Source organism: Pseudodesulfovibrio sp. zrk46 (assembly GCF_012516435.1).
GTDB lineage: Bacteria > Desulfobacterota > Desulfovibrionia > Desulfovibrionales > Desulfovibrionaceae > Pseudodesulfovibrio.
In genome coordinates this window covers 3,252,565-3,270,424 of the sequence record NZ_CP051216.1, presented here as the reverse complement: position 1 = coordinate 3,270,424, position 17,860 = coordinate 3,252,565, and the positions used below count along the sequence as shown (strand labels likewise).

Below are 17,860 nucleotides of genomic sequence, written 5' to 3'. Positions count from 1 at the left end.
AATGGATTCTTAATGGGGGCCCGAAAGCCTACCCAACCTCCGGTCTAAGCAACGGGAAAAGAATTACTTCACGAATGGAGGCACTATCAGTCAACAGCATGACCAATCGATCAATACCGACTCCCTGCCCGGCAGCCGGAGGCATGCCGTACTCGAGAGCACGAACGTAGTCATCATCCATGAAATGAGCTTCTTCGTCGCCAGCCTCTTTTTCCTTCACCTGCTCTTCAAAACGACCACGCTGATCAACAGGATCGTTAAGTTCAGAGAAGGCATTCGCTAATTCTCGTCCCGTCATGAACAGTTCAAAACGGTCCGTGATATCTGGATTTTCTTCATTCCTACGGGAAAGAGGAGAAATATCAGTTGGGTAATGATAAATAAAATGCGGTTGAATAAGTTTAGGCTCGACAAGCAAATCGAAAAGCTTGGCCTGGAGCTTGCCCAGCACCTCCCCTTCGACGACTTTCTCTCCCTTCTCCTTCACTAGCGTCTTGCATTTTTCATAGTCCGAATAAACGTCCTCAGGAACACCGCCAATCTTCTCAAGAGATTCATGGAATGCCATACGAGTCCATGCACCAATGGACAAATCGATTTGCTCACCTTGATATGGAACCACAGAAGAACCTGTCACTTTCTCGGCAATGCGGGAAAACATCTCTTCTGTTAAATCCATAAGATCTTCAAAGTTGGCATAAGCCCAGTAAAACTCGAGCATTGTAAACTCGGGATTGTGCTGAGTCGATATACCTTCATTGCGGAAGTTGCGATTGATTTCGTACACGCGCTCGAAGCCACCTACAAGCAGGCGCTTAAGGTAGAGTTCTGGTGCAATGCGCATATATAATTTCATATCAAGCGCATTATGATGTGTCTCAAAAGGCTTAGCAGTAGCACCACCTGGGATGGCTTGCATCATGGGAGTTTCAACTTCCATGAACCCCTTCTCATCAAGGAAGTTACGAAGCTCACGCACAATAGCTGTACGCATTTTGAAAATTTCCTTGGTGCGTGGGGTAACTATCAGATCAACATAACGCTGGCGGTAGCGGGTCTCAACATCTTTAAGTCCATGATACTTCTCGGGCAAAGGACGCATTGACTTAGTAATCAATTTAAAAGACTTGGTCTTTACAGTGAGTTCACCAGTCTTGGTACGGAACAGCGTTCCAACGAGCCCTACGATATCGCCAATATCGGTTTTTTTGAACTTTTGGTATTTCTCAGTGCCAAGATCATCTCTGGCTGCATAAACCTGAATCTTTGCACTCTGATCTTGAAGATGGAAAAAAGTGACCTTGCCAAATGAACGGTATGAAACCACTCGACCGGCTATAGCGTATTCGGCGTCCAACGTTTCAAGAACTTCAGCATCAGATTCTTCGTGCTGTTCCCAAATTTCACAAATCTGGTTCTCTCGTTTAAAGTCGTTGGGGTAGAGGTGAATATTTTCGTCCAAAAGACCACACGCTTTTTCTACACGGGTCTTAATGACGGCGTTCAACTCGTCCTTGGCTTGCAAGGCTTCGAGCATGGGCATGAACCGAGTCGCGTGTTCGGACTTGGTTGCGAGCTTGATTTTCTTGTTCTTTTTTTTATTTTGCGACAATTTTTTTATCCCTGGCTCTTGCGAAGTCTAGAAAAATACAAGAGACGTTGAATGCGTAAGCTATATATGGACTCCCGTCAAGAAAATGGACTCCCTTTAATATGATTTTGCACACTCCCCATTATTCGATATTTTAATCGTTTTTTCACTTGACCACTGCAAGACTTTTCCATAAATAGTCTCTCGCTTCGACACCAAATGTTCCCCAGTAGCTCAATCGGCAGAGCGGGTGACTGTTAATCACTAGGTTCGCGGTTCAAGTCCGTGCTGGGGAGCCACAGATATTCAAAGGCCCTTGTTTTTTCAAGGGCCTTTTACTTTTGTAATACTCTTCATATATATCATTTAAATATATAGCAATTTAATCAAAAAAACTCTTGACTCTTCTTGAACTATTACATAGTAATTCTCTCGTCTTAACGACACACACTCCCCAGTGGCTCAATCGGCAGAGCGGGTGACTGTTAATCACTAGGTTCGCGGTTCAAGTCCGTGCTGGGGAGCCATACAAATTAAAGGCTCTTGTGAATTCACAAGAGCCTTTTTTCTTTAATCATTAATTAGTAAATTTATTGTTTTTTGAATTCCTATAGGACTCCATTTTTTTTCAAAAAAAAGCTTGCCTTGAACTTTTGTTTTGGATAGAAACATCTCTTCGCAAGACAGCACAGCTGTTGAAGCGAGATACTCCCCAGTGGCTCAATCGGCAGAGCGGGTGACTGTTAATCACTAGGTTCGCGGTTCAAGTCCGTGCTGGGGAGCCATCGACAAAACGTCCCCCTAATCAATTTGATTAGGGGGACTTTTTTTATCTTTTGTTCTTTACCGTAACCAATTGGAACCGCTCTCTCAAAATTGAGGTATTCACATAAAAGGAGCTTGAAGCCCATTAGTGATTCGGTTACAAGCTTCTTCTTATGGACACTTTGACTATCGCATCTATCATCGTCGGCGCAGGCGCAATTTTGGTCTTTGCCATTTTTGCTCGTACTCCTAAAACCAGTTCGACTAATCGTCCAAGCATTAACATTGACTTCGACACAGCAAAAGAACGAGAAGATAAAAATCGCTACTTCAGTTAGACCCACTCAACGATACTACCACCTAAAAGCCGCGCATCGCGCGGCTTTTTTTTTGAATTATTGAATTTTAATTCTTGCTGACGTATTTTGTTACAAACTCAACAATAACACTACGTCACCATGAAACAAATTATATACACTTATCTGACACTCATCCTCATGTTGATATCAGGATGCTCCGAAGCGAAAAACAACCTTTTTCAAGGTTACGTGGAAGGCGAATATGTTCATATTGCTGCCCCACTTGGCGGCTATTTAACAACCCTATCAGTTCACAGGGGGCAACAGGTTGTACTTAACGAACCTTTATTCGTCCTTGAACGAGACTTTGAACGTGCTGCAATGGATGAAGCCACCCATGCCCTACAAAGTGCACTAGACAATCTTGCAAACCTTGAAAAAGGGCAGCGCCCGTCAGAAATAGCCTCCATTGAAGCCAAACTAAAACAAGCAAAAGCCTCATCCAGTTTAGCCCGAATTGAATACAACCGACGGGTCAAACTTATAAAAGAGCAAACTATTTCACAGGAAGAATTGGACCAAGCTAAAAGTGATTACGATCAAAAAAAATACAATGTCCGCAACTTATCTGCACAATTAACCACAGCTCGACTAGGTGCCCGTAGCGATGAAATCCGTTCTGCCGCAGCCCAAGTAAAAAAAGCCAATGCAAAGCTTGACCAAGCAAAATGGAACTTCAATCGCAAATCACAAGTCGCTCCATCGAATGCATTGGTCTACGACACTCTTTTTCAAGTTGGTGAGTGGGTACAACCAGGTCAACCTGTAGTCTCACTTTTACCACCAGAAAATATTGAGATTCGTTTCTATGTACCTGAAGCATTCATTGGAGACCTAGAAATTGGCCAAAAAGTAAACGTGATTGTGGATGGACGGCTTACGCCCACACCAGCAACAGTGTACTATATTTCACCTTCTGCTGAATATACCCCACCTGTGATTTACTCGAGCGAAAGCCGAGCCAAGCTTGTCTTTATGATTAAGGCGAGACCAACGCAAAAATCCAATTCTCAAATTCACCCCGGACAGCCTGTAGATATCACAATTCCTGACCTGTTCCACGAAAAGAGTACCTTGGACAAATGAGTCATTCTCTAGAAACGGCGATTAAAGTCAGCAACCTGACTAAGTCTTTTGGCTCCAAAACAGTAGTTAACTGTTTAAATATGGAAATAAAAAAGGGGGAAATTTATGGTTTTCTTGGACCCAATGGATCGGGCAAGACAACATCTATCAGAATGTTGTGCGGCCTTCTCAGCCCCGACTCCGGTGAAGGGACATGTTTAGGTTATAACATCCGAACGGAATCAAATCTCATTAAGCCTCATGTAGGCTACATGACGCAAAAGTTCAGCTTGTACGAGGATCTAACGGTTCGAGAAAATATTGACTTTGCTGCAAGCGTCTATGGGATTCACTCTTCTTCAGCTGTTGTGACTGAATGTATAGATCGCATGGGACTAACTCCATTTAAGAACCATTTAGCTGGAGCATTATCAGGTGGGTGGAAGCAACGCCTTTCACTCGGCGTATGCACCCTTCATTCCCCAAAACTCTTACTTCTAGATGAGCCCACTGCAGGAGTAGACCCGGGCGCTCGCAGAGATTTCTGGGACCAACTACACTCTTTAGCTTCGCAAGGTATAACCGCCCTTATCTCAACTCATTACATGGATGAAGCTGAGCGTTGTCACCGTCTAGCATACATTGCTTATGGAGACCTTCTCGCATCAGGAAGCGCAGAAGAAATGGTCAGAAACTCAGGCCTAACCACTTGGAGTGTTGTAACCCAAAACAATGAATTAAGCATAAACGATTTACACAGTAAATTGGCCCCCCTTTCCGGGGTAGATCAAGTTGTAGTTTTTGGTAATACTCTACATGTAAGTGGTCGAAACGCTGAACACCTCTTTCACGCAATCTCACCCTTTAACACCCCCCCCTACGACTGGAATCGAATTGGGACCACCTTAGAAGAAGTCTTTATTGATCTCATGCAGCAAAGCAAAGGAAATCTATAATGAACCAATTCTCCCCAATTCGATTTGCCGCTATGATAAACAAAGAATTCATCCAAATGCGGCGAGACAAGCTCACTTTTGCAATGATGATCGGCATTCCGCTTATCCAACTGATTCTGTTTGGATATGCTATAAACTCTGATCCGCGCCATCTGCCAACAGCAGTTCTTAGTGGAGATAATTCTCCCTATTCGAGAGCTATTGTTGCTGCAATGCAAACTAGCACTTACTTTCATATAACAGAACACCCTAGAACTAGAGAAGAAACGCAACGTCTAATTCGCGAAGGCGTCGTTCAATTCGCCGTAACCATCCCTGAAAACTTTAGCCGAGATTTATTACGTGGAGATCGCCCGATATTACTTCTGGAGGCAGATGCAACAGACCCTTCAGCAACAGGTGGAGGAACCGGTGCTTTTCCAGAAATTGTTAGAAGAGCACTATCCAAAGATCTCAGAGGACCATTTGAACACCTGAACCAATCCCCTTCTCCGGTAATCATTCGAATCCACAATGACTATAACCCTGAGAGAATAACTCAGTACAATATTGTCCCCGGACTTATGGGGGTCATACTTACCCTTACCCTCGTCATGATCACATCACTTGCCATTACCCGAGAATCCGAACGAGGGACAATGGAACATCTTCTATCTACCCCCATTCGACCAATTGAAGTAATGCTAGGCAAGATCATCCCTTATATTTTAGTAGGTTATATACAGATGTCTTTAATAACATTGGCAGCTCGTTTCCTATTTGGAGTCCCAATGCATGGGAGTATTCCTTTGGTCTTTGTCCTTTCACTTGCTTTTATCGGAGCCAATCTATCTGTTGGGGTAACGATATCCACAATTGCTCGCAATCAACTTCAAGCCGTACAGATGTCTGTATTCTTTTTTCTTCCATCTTTGCTGCTCTCAGGATTCATGTTTCCATTCAGAGGTATGCCTGCATGGGCGCAATCGATTGGATCTGTACTTCCTCTAACTCACTATCTTAGGCTCGTTAGAGGAATTCTTTTGAAAGGGAATGGGGGTATAGATTCCATGCCACATGTTTGGCCAATTCTTATCTTTTGGGCTACTGTAATAATAATTGGACTCAAAAGGTATAGACGCACTCTTGATTAGAACTCCCCAAAACCTGTTTACTTCGACATTTTAACACTTTAATGTGCAATTCTAGAATAAACGCTAGGAGTTACACACCTGATGATATTTTCCATTCTTGCAGGCCTAGTTGGCGGGCTCGGTCTTTTTCTTCTTGGCATGCGCCTCATGACCAAAGGTTTACGAAATGCGGCAGGTCCTGCGCTGCGCCACATTCTTGGCCAATGGACAAAAACACCGGTGCGCGGCCTATTTTCAGGTTTCCTCATTACCGCGTTAGTCCAGTCTTCCAGCGCCATTACTGTTGCAGTTATCGGATTTGTCAACGCAGGCCTTATGACAATGAGCCAGTCAATTGGTGTTATTTTCGGAAGCAACATTGGTACGACAATTACCGGTTGGATTGTCGCCGCAGTTGGAATCAGTTTGAAGGTTAAACTGCTAGCTTTACCACTAATAGGCATAGGAGCAATTCTCAGACTTACGGGTGGGAATTCTCGTCGGCGGTACCTTGGAGATGCGTTCACGGGCTTTGGCGTGTTCTTCCTAGGAATCGAAGTGCTTCAAACCTCTTTTCATTCATTGGAATCAACCATCAATTTGGCTGCGTACAACTTTGGTGGCGTTCTAGGCATCATCGTATTTGTTTTCATTGGATTCGTTTTAACTCTGCTAATGCAGAGTTCAAGTGCAGCAATGGCTTTGGTTCTCACTGCCGCCATGTCTGGCGTCGTAACTTTAGAAAGTGCGGCGGCAGCTGTTGTCGGCACGAACATCGGCACCACAACAACTGCAATGTTCTCAGTGATTGGTGCAACTTATAATGCAAAGAAAGTTGCTGCTGCACACATTCTCTTCAATCTAATTACTGGAATTGTAGCCATTTTCCTGATCCCAATTTTTCTTGATATCTCTTCAATGTTGTCCGGCCTTGAAGGTACTAGCAATCTTGCCGCGAATCTGGCGATATTCCATACCTCATTCAATCTCTTAGGCGTATTTATTTTCCTCCCATTTACAAATAAACTTGTACATCTCCTTGACCGCCATATTGGAAGAGAAGTTGCAGAACTTGGTAAGCCAAAATACTTGGACAAAAATGTACTTAAAACACCTACACTGGCAATGGATGCTCTTTTTATGGAGCTAGGACGCTTGGGAGAAAAGGTTCGCCTAATGGGGCAAAAAGCCTTGGTTTCGCAATTCAGACATAAAGATTTTATAAAAGACAAAGCTGCTGTTGAATCCCTTATTCTCGCTATTCGAAAATATTGCATCAATATGCAGCACTCAGACTTACCAGAAGCAGTAGCTTCAAAACTACCAAGAGCTTTAAGGGTCATTCAGTACTTTCGACGAACTGTTAATATTATTGAAGAAGTATCTCACGAACATGCACTATTGGATCATCAATTGCCTGGCCCAGAGTCAGAATCTGCCCGCCATTTTCGTCGAGAAGTAAAGGATATCATTAATGTTGCACACACTCCGTGTGCTCCCGAATTCAACGAATTACAGCCTCGCTTACATGGACTACTCGATGAATACCACCGACTCAAAGATGAATTGCTTCAACTTGGAGCGGAAGGACAACTAGACTTGGGACGAATGGTATCCCTTCTTGACTACTATTCTAATATGCGACTGATGTGTGAGCAGGCAACGAAAGGAACATATTACTGGGCCGATCTCCGTAGAAAAGAAGTGACCTGCGGAGCAGCCAACGAAGAGAACGAATTCGCCTGGAAACTCGAAGAATAACCTGATAATCAAGCCTCAATGGAGGCCTCATAATGAATCGTCATCGCACTGCTATTATACTCATAGTCTGCGCTCTTATGTTTACTGCTGGCGCATATATTCTTCTATCTAAATCAGAGCCCAACGAGTCAACCTATCGACATGCCGTATCTCCTCCAGAAGAAACTGCAGCAGCTCCTGACTGGGTTGATCAAGGACAAAACGCAACCCCAGATTATACCCCCATTGATGCAGAAGCACATAATGCCACACCCACACCAGAGCAAAACGACAAGCCAATAGGTGTGATTGAAGTCGCTGAAAACAATATCGTTACTTTCACATTTGTAGAATCTCTCTCTGACTATCTACTCAACCGTTTCACTCCCCAGGATGAAAATGGTAAGCCTGCAACTTTGGCTTCTGCCAAATCTCTCAACATGTACTTCGGAAGAGAAATGGACGGCTTTTCTATTGATGGAGATGACATCTTTCAAGCCCGTCAACGCTTATTAGACTATGTTTTCACCCCCAACATTATTAATATGCTCTATGGGATGTACAAATCTGCATTTATCGCTCAACTCATTGACAGTGCGACCAGTGAAGAACGTGAATATAAAGTGGGAGTTGAAACAGAACGACGCGTATTGGACGGCTATGAAACTGCTGTAATGCTCAAACTGAATGCGCGCCGTATTGAACAAACTTCTATAATCCTTAGAGCCATTGGTTCTGATTCAAAAATAACTGAATCTGCAGGAAAATACCTTCAGGCTCAACGCGCTGTCGGACGAGCCAACGTTCAGCTTCAAAACGCTATAGCTGACGGGAAATCTACTTCTGAAGCAAGCACTCGCCTTAAACAAGCTATCATGCAAAGAGAACAGATTAAAAGTTCTTTAATTACTCGCATGAAAAAGACTTGTACCGGCTGTCCGGATTCTGAACTATTTTACTTGGCACAATGGAGCTATCGACGGGTGCTCAATGAGCCTGAAGGCAAACTTAAGGCCTTTAAAACTGCATCTGAAGTACTTGATAATCTAGCTCAAGAATTTAGAGATGCCGCAAAGGACCTAAAATAACTGCATTCTCACTTCCACTCCCTATGGCCTTGCCTCAATATATCTGAAGACTTATACATATCTAGGCATGAAGAGTTAATCTCAAAGGAGCAATGATGTACTTTAAGCAGATTACTACGCCTGGCCTTGGTTGCTTTTCTTATGTAATTGGCTGCCCTGCTGCTGGTGAAATGGTCGTTATCGATCCTAAACGAGATGTTCAGGATTATTTAGATATTTCACGTGAAGAAGGCATGAAAATCGTTCATGTCATAGACACACACGTTCACGCCGACCATGTATCAGGAGCTCAAGAGCTCAAATCACACACAGGATGCGATATTTTGCTTTATGAAACCTCGCCGGTAGACTATGAATTTGCTCCACTTAAAGAAGGTCAAAGACTTGTGATCGGCAACGCCGGGCTTAAAGTTGTACACACTCCAGGGCACACTCCTGACGCCCTTTCCTTGCTCGTAACAGATTTTACACGCGGAAATGAACCATGGATGCTTCTTACTGGAGATGTACTTTTCGTCAATGACATAGGTCGGCCTGACTTAGTAGGTGATACAAAACTTGATGAGCAGATTCAAAATCTATGGAACACACTCTACGTCAAGTTCAGCCAGTACCCTGACAGCTTAGAAGTGTTCCCTGCTCATGGAGCCGGCTCTCTTTGTGGACGAGGTATGAGTTCGAAGCCCAGCTCAACACTCGGTTTTGAACGTCGTCACAACGCAATGTTAAGATATGAATCGTATGAAGCGTTTCATCTTATGATGAGCCAAGATTTCCCAGCTCGTCCTAAAAGTTTTACCCATATTATACAGACAAATACACATGGTGCCCCTCTATTGGAACGATGCCCGCTCGATTTGGCCATGAACCCATTCAAATTTGAAGAAAAGATGCAGACAGGGGCTATCGTTATCGATGTACGTGATGCTGCAGCATACGCTGGTTACCATATACCGGGCTCCCTTAATATTGGATTCGAACCCAGCCTCGCAAATTGGGTAGGTATGACGGTTGACCCCAAATCGAATATATTACTGGTTGTCGAATCTAAAGATGACTATGAACGCATGCGCATAGAGCTGCATAGAATAGGGTACGATAACATCCTTGGCTATCTCTCTGGAGGCATTCAAGCATGGGTTTTCAGCGGACGCCCCGTAGACAATCTTTATATAGACTCAGCACAATCTCTGCAGAACTGCCAAGATGAAGGGAAAGACATTAGTCTTGTTGACGTAAGAACTCCCGGTGAATGGCATAACGGTAGAATTCCGGGAGCTATTAACATTTCACTGGCAGATATCCTTGATGGCATGTTTGACTTGCCTGATGATGCCCATCATATTTTATACTGCGCAGGAGGCTACCGTTCTAATATAGCTGCTTCCTATCTCCAGAAACATGGATACTGGAATGTTCGTAGCTTGGCAGGTGGATACATTGCATGGAACCGTGCAGGATATGCCATTGACAAATAGCCAATCATCAAATCACAAATAATAAAGGGCCAGGAAGAATAACTCCCTGGCCCTTTTACATTCTCAAAAAGCTAGGCTTTACTGGGTGGCAAGCCAGCACCAATAGTAGCAGCATCCTGTCGGCGTCCAAGTTGAGTGGAAAGGCTATAGATCTCATGTGGATCAAGAATTAAAACAACAGAACCATCACCCATAATAGTGGCACCAGAAAGGCCTTTAAGATTAAAATTATTGAGATATTGCCCAAGAGGTTTGATCACAATCTCCTGGCGCTCAAGGAGGCGATCGACAACGAGGCCTAAACGGCGATCATTATCCTGAATAACAACCATAGGCAGAACATCACGTTCATCCATTGTCTGAGGCAGTCCAAGGAGTTCCGAAAGCTCTACAATACCTAAGACCTCGCCTCTCAATGTGACGGCCTTACGATTATTCACATCAGAAAGCTTCTCTACTTCAATTTTAGTAGTCTCGGATACAGCATCAAGTGGGATAGCAAAGGTATCACCTGCAACCTGAACCATGAGAGCATCAATAATTGCTAAGGTTAGAGGTAGAGTCAAAGTCAGTTTTGTACCTTTACCAACTTCTGACTGAGTATGAACACTTCCCTTAAGGTTTTTGATGTTGGTTTTTACAACATCCATCCCAACCCCACGTCCAGAAATGTCCGTCACCTTCTCGGCTGAAGAGAAGCCTGGCGCAAAGATAAGATCCAACGCCTCACGATCATCCATTGCATTAGCTTCTTCTGGAGTAATAACTCCCTTCCGAATGGCAACCTGCTTGAGTTTTTCCGGGTCCATGCCTCGACCATCATCTTCAACCTCAATGGCAACAGAGTTACCCTTATGGTAAGCACGTAACCAAACATGCCCCTTGGGCTTTTTCCCTGCAGCTACTCGTTCCTGCTCATCTTCCAATCCGTGATCAACCGCATTACGGACAAGATGCACCAGCGGGTCTCCGATTTCTTCAACTACCGACTTATCAAATTCAGTTTCTTCACCTTCCATGATCAACTCAACCTGCTTGCCTGATTTTCGACTAAGGTCTCGGACCAAACGAGGGAAGCGAGAGAAAACGGTTTGTACTGGTACCATGCGAACCTTCATAATGGTATCTTGAAGGTCGTCTGATATACGTGCCATCGCATATGTCGTTTCTGTTAGCTGCTGGGCGACCACATGAACTTCTTCATGGCCCTCTTCTAAGGCACGAGCGAGCATTGCGTATCGATTTCGATTAATAATAAGCTCACCAATGACATTCATCAGATGGTCCAATTTATGATGGTCAACACGAATTGTACTAGAAACTTTGGGACGAGCAGGAGGCTGAGCACCTCCCCCGCTTGCACCACCAGCATTTCTGCTCGGAGCAGATGGGGCGGGTTTAGGAGCAGACGCAACGGGCTTAGGAGCTACACGGGGCTCAGGAACAGCTGCAACCGGCTCTGACACAGTCTTCTCCAAAGCCTTCTCAGGCTCAGGAGAACTTGAAGGAAGTTCTTCAATAGTGGGTTCAGACTCTTTGCTTACATCTGAATTATTGGCAGCAGGCACACTCATATTCATTGTAGGATCAGATACTGGAGCCCCCGAAATATCACTCATGGCTTTGAGCAACATGTCTTTTAAAATGGCAAATTCCTGATCTAGAATATCAAGCATCAGGGAAAAATCCATATCAGTCTTGCGACCTTGATCAACTAAGCCAACAGTTCGACCTGCATATTCTTTGATCTCATCAAAGCCCATGTAGCCAGCAGAATTCTGCATAGTTTGGAAGGTCCGAAACAAGCCATCTATAATATCTGATTGCCCAGCGTCTTTACGTAGCATTTCCAATGCTACAGCGGCAGCCTCAAGTTGCTGGTTGATAGTAGAAACAAAAAGAGCCACATCTTCCGGGTCATATGCTACGTTAGCCTGCTCTATCACTGCCTCTACTGAATCTACTGCAACATCTCTTTCCTCAACAACAGATGTCTCAGTTCCCTGCTTGCTGCTCGGAACAGATCCTTGAACAACTGATACATCCAACTCTTCCGTCACCTTCTGTAAAAGCTGTGCCATAATACTAGTGTCAACAGGGGTCACCTTATTGGTCTCAACATCCACTTTACCAACCAACTCTTCGATAAGGTCGACAGCAGACAAAAGCAAATCAATAAGTGCCTGACTAGATGCCATATCCCCTTTACGAACCTTATTAAGCAACGTTTCGGCTTCATGAGTCAGAGCATTTAACTCCTTGAAGCCAATGATACCGCTATTGCCTTTAAGGTTGTGGAAATAACGAAATGTGTCGTTGATTAGTTCATCGGCTCCATCAGGCTCACCTTCCAAAGCTAATAGACAACGGTTCAAATTTTCGATGATTTCCTGTGCTTCCTCAAGGAAATCTGCAAGATGACCTTCACCAACTGTAGTCAATACATACGGGGTATCATCGAAATTTGGGTCAGGCTCAGGTTGGAATACTGCAGTCATGACAATGTTATCCGTATCAGCCGCAACAGGTGCGGGTTCGGGGTCCATGGTTGTGACAGGCTCAACAACTTCGCCGTCCACAGCTTTGCTAACGCTCGGCTCACTATTAAATGGAGCCTCCTCAACAGTATCATCAGATAAAGTCGGGGAAACATCTTCTGACAAATCTCCGGCAAGAGCGGCTTCAATCTGGGCAATAATTGGTGAGGTATCAACATCCCCTTCCACGCCACTCTCTTCCAAATTGTCCACCATTGTACGAAGAGCATCTGTTGCAGATAATATCAAATCCATAATTGCGCCAGTCACTTGCATAGACCCCTGTCGCAATTCATCAAGGATATTCTCTGCCTTGTGGGCAAGTCCGTTAATTTTGTTTAATCCAAGAAACCCAGATGCCCCCTTAAGGGAGTGCATTGGACGAAAGATCTCATTGAGCAATCCTAGATTCTCAGGAGCCTTTTCCAGTTCAAGTAAATTGGGCTCAATGGTTTCTAAGTGTTCTTTAGCTTCGACAAAAAAATCAGCTAATATTTCTGGATCAAGAAATTCCTGGCTCATTATTACCCTCTGTTGATAAGGGAAAAGTTCTTTCGATCACTCCAACTTGTTCGGAAATGATCATTTAAATCTTGTCAGCAGCTATTAATTAGCCGAGCAGCATTTTGACATTTCTCACTAATTTTTCAGGCTGAGCAGGTTTAACCATATACAGATTAGCTCCAACAGTGAGACCTGTGTGAATATCTTTGTCCTGCCCCTCAGTTGAAAGAACAACGATAGGAATATCCTTATAAGCATCCTGCTCGCGAACTGTTTTTATAAATGTCAATCCATCCATACGGGGCATATTGATATCAGAAACAATCAGATCGACACCAGTTGCACTGTATAATTTTTCTAAACCATCAAGACCATCTTCAGCGGTAGTGACCTTGAAACCTTCCTTTTTCATAATAAAGGCAACAAGATTCCTTACAGTCTTAGAATCGTCCACAATCAGAATATGTTTAGCCATGATTCCTCCTAATACCCAATAGCATGGTGATGGCCCGTTTATCAAATATCACCGTAAGGTGCTTCACATTACTTCGACAAAGGCTGTACAGCCATCTATGCGCCTTACTCTTCTTTTTTATAGATGATCGCACCGGGATAATGGATAGGCTTAAATGCACGAGTAATGTTGTGCAACGACTCGGAATGCCCTATCACCAAATATCCACCTGGCAATAAGTTGTCATAAAAAGCGTTGATCACTCGTTTCTTCATGTCATCATCAAAATAGATAATGACATTTCGACAAAATACGATCTGTGATCGTTCTACACGCCTTAACTGTGTACGATCTTTGAGATTGATTTGCCCAAACTGAACTAGCTTTTTAATGTCAGCCTTGATTGCATTTGAACCATTGTCTGACGCAAAGTAACGCTTTACGACTTCAGGAGGCGTAGTCCTTAAAGTATAGTCGTTATAAACACCCTTTCTGGCTGATTCCAGCACTCTTTCTGATAGGTCGTTTGCCGTAATCTTTATATCCCATTGCGATACTTCACTCTTGAGAAGCTCATGAATGATCATTGATATGGTGTAAGGCTCTTCACCAGTAGAACACCCAGCGGACCATATCCGCATCTTTCGCCCCTTGGTTCTTGCTTGCTTAACAACATCTGTTAAGACTTGCTCCTGAAAGACTTTCAGTTGAGGCGGATTCCGATAAAAACTCGTTTCATTTGTAGTAATAACTTCGAAAAGTCGCTTAAGCTCCACTTCTTTACCCACATCGAATCGCAAGTAATTGTAGTACTCATCAAAATTTCGAAGATTCAATTTTTTCAACCGATTACCTAGTCGATTTTCTAAAAGATACTTTCGGTTGTCGGCAATATAGATACCACATTTCTCATAGATAAAATCACGAAGGCCAGAGAACTCTTGATCTGAGATCTTGAGATCCTTTCCCATAGAAATAGTCTTAGCAAAAAGGGACGTCATCGTCCGGAACTCCTAGGAATCATGAATATTGGCGATAGCATTCTCTGCAGCACTGACCATTTCATATTCATCACTGTTAGTGATTTCAAGCAAGGCGCTAAAGGCTACTGAACCGCCAATATTACCTAAAGCCTCAATTACTTTCATAACCACGAAACGGTTGGAATTCTCTAGCATTGGAGTAAGCTTATCGACTACTGACTCAGAACCATGCTCCCCTAGAGCATCTATTGCTCGGATCTTTACCCAGTCGTCTTCATCTTCAAGAGCTTCAGCTATAAAAGGAATCATGTCTTCAGAAAAACAACGACCAAGAGTCTCAATGACTGTTAACCGCACATCCTTACTCTCATCAGTGAGCTTAGCCATTACTAATGGCTTCCACTCATCCCCCGTATCACAGGCCGAAGCAAGGGCTTCGACTGCAACCTTACGTATATCTGGAACTACATCCTCAAGCCCCCGTTTCAGCACTTCGATGTTGTCCAGTGCTCCCATCTTTCCGAGCGCATAAACTGACATTAAACGGTCAACAGGCTCTGAACTTTCAAACATCTCTTCAAAACGAGTTCTAACCTCAGGCCCATCAATCGCAATACAGGCTTCAAGAGCTGCTTCTTTTACGTCATCATATTGGTGCTGCAACAACGGGAATATTCTTCCGACAATCTCTGTTAATTTGAGCTTTTCACCCAACATATAAACAGCACCCTTAAGGACTGTGCCATCAGTATGCTCGTCCAAAATGCGGATAAAGAAATCCTTAGCACCAATATCACCATTAGTAGCTGCCACACTAACAATTTGGCGCTGAACTGGCAGGCTCACTTGCCAAAATGCTTTCATCAGCAATTTACAAACGTCATGTTCTCTTTCACACTGCTCAGGAGTAATGAGAGACAACGTTTGCACGGTAACCCTTGCAACGTCCTGATCCTCATCCAAAAGTCCAGCTTCAAGAGCCTTTGTTAGCCCAATCTCTGCAAGATACCCAACCGTCGTTGCTAATCTTTCTTGATCTTGATCCTGATCGAGACTGCTCGCTATTTTAAGAATGCCTTCTGATGCCATTTCTCCACCAACATAGGCCAAACCTTGAATAGCGGCATCTTGAATTTCTTCATCTTCATCGGTCAATGCAACCAACAAATACTCACGAAAACGCTCTCTTTCGTCATCGTTAAGCAAAGCGAGAGACTTTCCCCCCAGAATCTTAACTACAGCTTTTACAATTTTATTACGCAAAGCGGTATGGGCATCATCCATACGTTTAAGAAGCATGGTCACTGCTTTGACATTCCCCATTTCCCCAAGGGAATCAATGATCATGGATGCCACCAAATCAGACGCTGTATCCAATGCCTTGACCATAGCGTCAACAGAACTCGAATGCCCAATTTTGGTCAGAGCTTCGATCACAGAGTATTGTACCCACTCTTCATCATTAATAGCCTTGTTTAGACAAGGTGCAGCTTCTTCCTTGCGCAGCTCTCCTAAACTTACTGCAGCTTGATAACGAACGTTAACTTCTGGGTCTTTTAACAAAGCCTCGCAAAGAGGCTCTACCGCTAACATATTGTCTGTAGAACCAAGAATATCACTTACAAAAATACGTATATCAGCATCTTCATCATGGATGAGTTCGATAAGTGAGGGCATGTCCTGGCTTCCAACTTCACGGAGTATATCCATTGAAAGATTGCGAACTGGAGCCTCGTCCGAACGCAGCAAAGGGAGTACAGCTTGGACAGTCTCCTTTCCACCAATTCGTCGCAATGAACTATCCGCAGCCTCTTGAATGCCTAGATGATTCGTTTGCAGAAGCTCAGCAAGTATTCCTACAGCCTCCACACACTGGGCTTCACCAGCCTTGAAAGCACCCTCACGAACAATTTCTTTGTCATCACTTTTGAGCAACGCGAGGTATTCTTTACAATCCGCCATAATCTCAGCTCCCTTCATGCCCTTGGCAGGGTTAAGCTGTTATTTATAAAGATTGGCAACAATGGATTCTGCCAGATCATCCAAATCAACGATCTCATCGGCCAGATTCTCATCTACTATCGCTTTTGGCATTCCATACACAACGCAAGTCGAATCACTTTGCGCTATAGCACGCCCGCCTTTTGCCTTAAGATCCCGAATTCCTTCACAACCATCAGCTCCCATTCCAGTCAAGATAACCCCTAAACCTCGACGTCCAACGGCCTCAGCCATAGAACTAATCATAACGTTTGCAGAGGGCTTATAAAGTTCACCGGGAGGATCATCAGTTACGACGACATCGACTCTACTAACCTTTTGATCAAGAATAATATGTCGCCCACCTGGAGCAACAAAAGCATGCCCCGGCTTAAGCACATCACCAGGTTCAGCTTCTTTCACAGAAATTTGACTGACTCCATCCAGACGTTTGGCAAAAGGTCCAGTGAACGCAGCAGGCATATGTTGAGCAATAATGATACTTGCAGGGAAATCAGCAGGAAGAGATGAAAGAATCTTTTGAACAACAGGTGGCCCACCAGTAGAAACACCTATTGCCACCACATCACGTTTAGGCCTTCCCGTTGGAGTCGAAGAAGATCTACGAACAGGAGTAACGACTTGACGGGCTGCAGGACGAACAGGTGCAACATGCCGCATCTTGCGAGCAGCAACAGTTTTAACCCGCGCAATAAGATCTTTTTCGATTTTGATAATATCAAGAGAGACTTTGGAAAGCTGCTTGGGGATAAAATCAACTGCACCAAGCTCCATGGCCTTTAGCGTAGCCTCAGCACCTTCAGTAGTCAAAGAACTAACCATGAGAACTGGTCTTGGAGACTCCATCATGATGTGCCTCAAAGCCGTCAGCCCATCCATCTTAGGCATTTCGATATCCATCGTAACTACGTCTGGATCGAGCTTACGAACCAATTCAAGACCTTCGGCCCCATCACGCGCAGTGCCAACTACCTTTATCCCCGGATCCTTATCGAGCATTGTGCTTATGGCCTTCCGCATGAATGCGGAATCATCCACGACAAGAACTTTAATCACTAATTTTCTCCTTGGATATCCTGCGCCGCAACTACTGTGACCAGCCACGCGAACCCAGTTTCAATAAAGGCCAAAGTCACACTATACGCGGCCTCGCCCGAAAGAAATTATTATTTTATATCATTTAATAAGGCATGATAGGACTATTTACTATCTTTGTCTATCTAAGAA

Annotated in this window: 12 protein-coding genes and 3 tRNA genes; 9 read left to right on the top strand and 6 right to left on the bottom strand. The window is 44.0% G+C overall.

Annotation, left to right across the window (positions count from 1 at the left end; all coding sequences use genetic code 11):
• Positions 1 to 28 precede the first annotated feature (28 nt).
• A complete protein-coding gene (lysS, locus tag HFN16_RS14735; protein WP_210772268.1) occupies positions 29 to 1,537 on the bottom strand; it encodes a lysine--tRNA ligase in 1,509 nt (502 codons plus the stop codon).
• A 277-nt stretch (positions 1,538 to 1,814) separates the two neighbouring features.
• Here lysS and HFN16_RS14730 point away from each other — a divergent pair.
• The 9 genes from HFN16_RS14730 to HFN16_RS14690 all read left to right on the top strand — a co-directional run bounded on the left by HFN16_RS14730 (position 1,815) and on the right by HFN16_RS14690 (position 10,154).
• Positions 1,815 to 1,890 (top strand) — tRNA-Asn (locus HFN16_RS14730).
• Positions 1,891 to 2,042: 152 nt separating this feature from the next.
• Positions 2,043 to 2,118, top strand: a tRNA-Asn gene (locus HFN16_RS14725).
• A 182-nt stretch (positions 2,119 to 2,300) separates the two neighbouring features.
• Positions 2,301 to 2,376: transfer RNA gene (locus tag HFN16_RS14720), tRNA-Asn, on the top strand.
• A gap of 438 nt (positions 2,377 to 2,814) precedes the next feature.
• Positions 2,815 to 3,801, top strand: coding sequence for an HlyD family efflux transporter periplasmic adaptor subunit (locus HFN16_RS14715; RefSeq protein ID WP_168891478.1), 987 nt, complete (start codon positions 2,815 to 2,817; stop codon positions 3,799 to 3,801).
• Complete coding sequence (locus tag HFN16_RS14710; protein ID WP_168891477.1) at positions 3,798 to 4,736, top strand: ABC transporter ATP-binding protein; 939 nt, start codon at positions 3,798 to 3,800, stop codon at positions 4,734 to 4,736. The genes HFN16_RS14715 and HFN16_RS14710 overlap by 4 nt, the downstream gene beginning before the upstream one ends.
• A complete protein-coding gene (locus HFN16_RS14705; RefSeq protein WP_168891476.1) occupies positions 4,736 to 5,869 on the top strand; it encodes an ABC transporter permease in 1,134 nt (377 codons plus the stop codon). The genes HFN16_RS14710 and HFN16_RS14705 overlap by 1 nt, the downstream gene beginning before the upstream one ends.
• 81 nt (positions 5,870 to 5,950) lie before the next feature.
• Positions 5,951 to 7,609: a Na/Pi symporter gene (locus HFN16_RS14700; RefSeq protein ID WP_168891475.1), complete on the top strand. Its 1,659-nt coding sequence runs from the start codon at positions 5,951 to 5,953 to the stop codon at positions 7,607 to 7,609.
• 32 nt (positions 7,610 to 7,641) lie between these two features.
• Positions 7,642 to 8,676 (top strand): hypothetical protein, encoded by a 1,035-nt coding sequence (locus HFN16_RS14695; RefSeq protein ID WP_168891474.1) that lies wholly within the window; start codon positions 7,642 to 7,644, stop codon positions 8,674 to 8,676.
• A 95-nt stretch (positions 8,677 to 8,771) separates the two neighbouring features.
• Positions 8,772 to 10,154, top strand: coding sequence for an MBL fold metallo-hydrolase (locus tag HFN16_RS14690; protein ID WP_168892380.1), 1,383 nt, complete (start codon positions 8,772 to 8,774; stop codon positions 10,152 to 10,154).
• A 71-nt stretch (positions 10,155 to 10,225) separates the two neighbouring features.
• Here HFN16_RS14690 and HFN16_RS14685 read toward each other — a convergent pair whose 3' ends face one another.
• From HFN16_RS14685 to HFN16_RS14665, 5 genes are all read right to left on the bottom strand, one after another.
• On the bottom strand, positions 10,226 to 13,213 hold the full coding sequence (locus HFN16_RS14685) for a chemotaxis protein CheA (protein WP_168891473.1): 2,988 nt from the start codon (positions 13,211 to 13,213) through the stop codon (positions 10,226 to 10,228).
• Positions 13,214 to 13,301: 88 nt separating this feature from the next.
• Positions 13,302 to 13,670: a response regulator gene (locus HFN16_RS14680; RefSeq protein WP_168891472.1), complete on the bottom strand. Its 369-nt coding sequence runs from the start codon at positions 13,668 to 13,670 to the stop codon at positions 13,302 to 13,304.
• 104 nt (positions 13,671 to 13,774) lie between these two features.
• Positions 13,775 to 14,650, bottom strand: a complete 876-nt coding sequence (locus tag HFN16_RS14675; RefSeq protein WP_168891471.1) for a protein-glutamate O-methyltransferase CheR — start codon at positions 14,648 to 14,650, stop codon at positions 13,775 to 13,777.
• Positions 14,651 to 14,662: 12 nt separating this feature from the next.
• Complete coding sequence (locus HFN16_RS14670; RefSeq protein ID WP_168891470.1) at positions 14,663 to 16,594, bottom strand: HEAT repeat domain-containing protein; 1,932 nt, start codon at positions 16,592 to 16,594, stop codon at positions 14,663 to 14,665.
• Between the two features lie 39 nt (positions 16,595 to 16,633).
• On the bottom strand, positions 16,634 to 17,689 hold the full coding sequence (locus HFN16_RS14665; protein ID WP_168891469.1) for a chemotaxis response regulator protein-glutamate methylesterase: 1,056 nt from the start codon (positions 17,687 to 17,689) through the stop codon (positions 16,634 to 16,636).
• Between the last annotated feature and the right edge of the window lie 171 nt (positions 17,690 to 17,860).

Bases quoted from the DNA above. Each gene is read 5' to 3' on its own strand.
- lysS (WP_210772268.1), bottom strand. From the start codon at position 1,537: ATGCTCGAAGCCTTGCAAGCCAAGGACGAGTTGAACGCCGTCATTAAG.
- HFN16_RS14715 (WP_168891478.1), top strand. From the start codon at position 2,815: ATGAAACAAATTATATACACTTATCTGACACTCATCCTCATGTTGATA.
- HFN16_RS14710 (WP_168891477.1), top strand. From the start codon at position 3,798: ATGAGTCATTCTCTAGAAACGGCGATTAAAGTCAGCAACCTGACTAAG.
- HFN16_RS14705 (WP_168891476.1), top strand. From the start codon at position 4,736: ATGAACCAATTCTCCCCAATTCGATTTGCCGCTATGATAAACAAAGAA.
- HFN16_RS14700 (WP_168891475.1), top strand. From the start codon at position 5,951: ATGATATTTTCCATTCTTGCAGGCCTAGTTGGCGGGCTCGGTCTTTTT.
- HFN16_RS14695 (WP_168891474.1), top strand. From the start codon at position 7,642: ATGAATCGTCATCGCACTGCTATTATACTCATAGTCTGCGCTCTTATG.
- HFN16_RS14690 (WP_168892380.1), top strand. From the start codon at position 8,772: ATGTACTTTAAGCAGATTACTACGCCTGGCCTTGGTTGCTTTTCTTAT.
- HFN16_RS14685 (WP_168891473.1), bottom strand. From the start codon at position 13,213: ATGAGCCAGGAATTTCTTGATCCAGAAATATTAGCTGATTTTTTTGTC.
- HFN16_RS14680 (WP_168891472.1), bottom strand. From the start codon at position 13,670: ATGGCTAAACATATTCTGATTGTGGACGATTCTAAGACTGTAAGGAAT.
- HFN16_RS14675 (WP_168891471.1), bottom strand. From the start codon at position 14,650: ATGACGTCCCTTTTTGCTAAGACTATTTCTATGGGAAAGGATCTCAAG.
- HFN16_RS14670 (WP_168891470.1), bottom strand. From the start codon at position 16,594: ATGGCGGATTGTAAAGAATACCTCGCGTTGCTCAAAAGTGATGACAAA.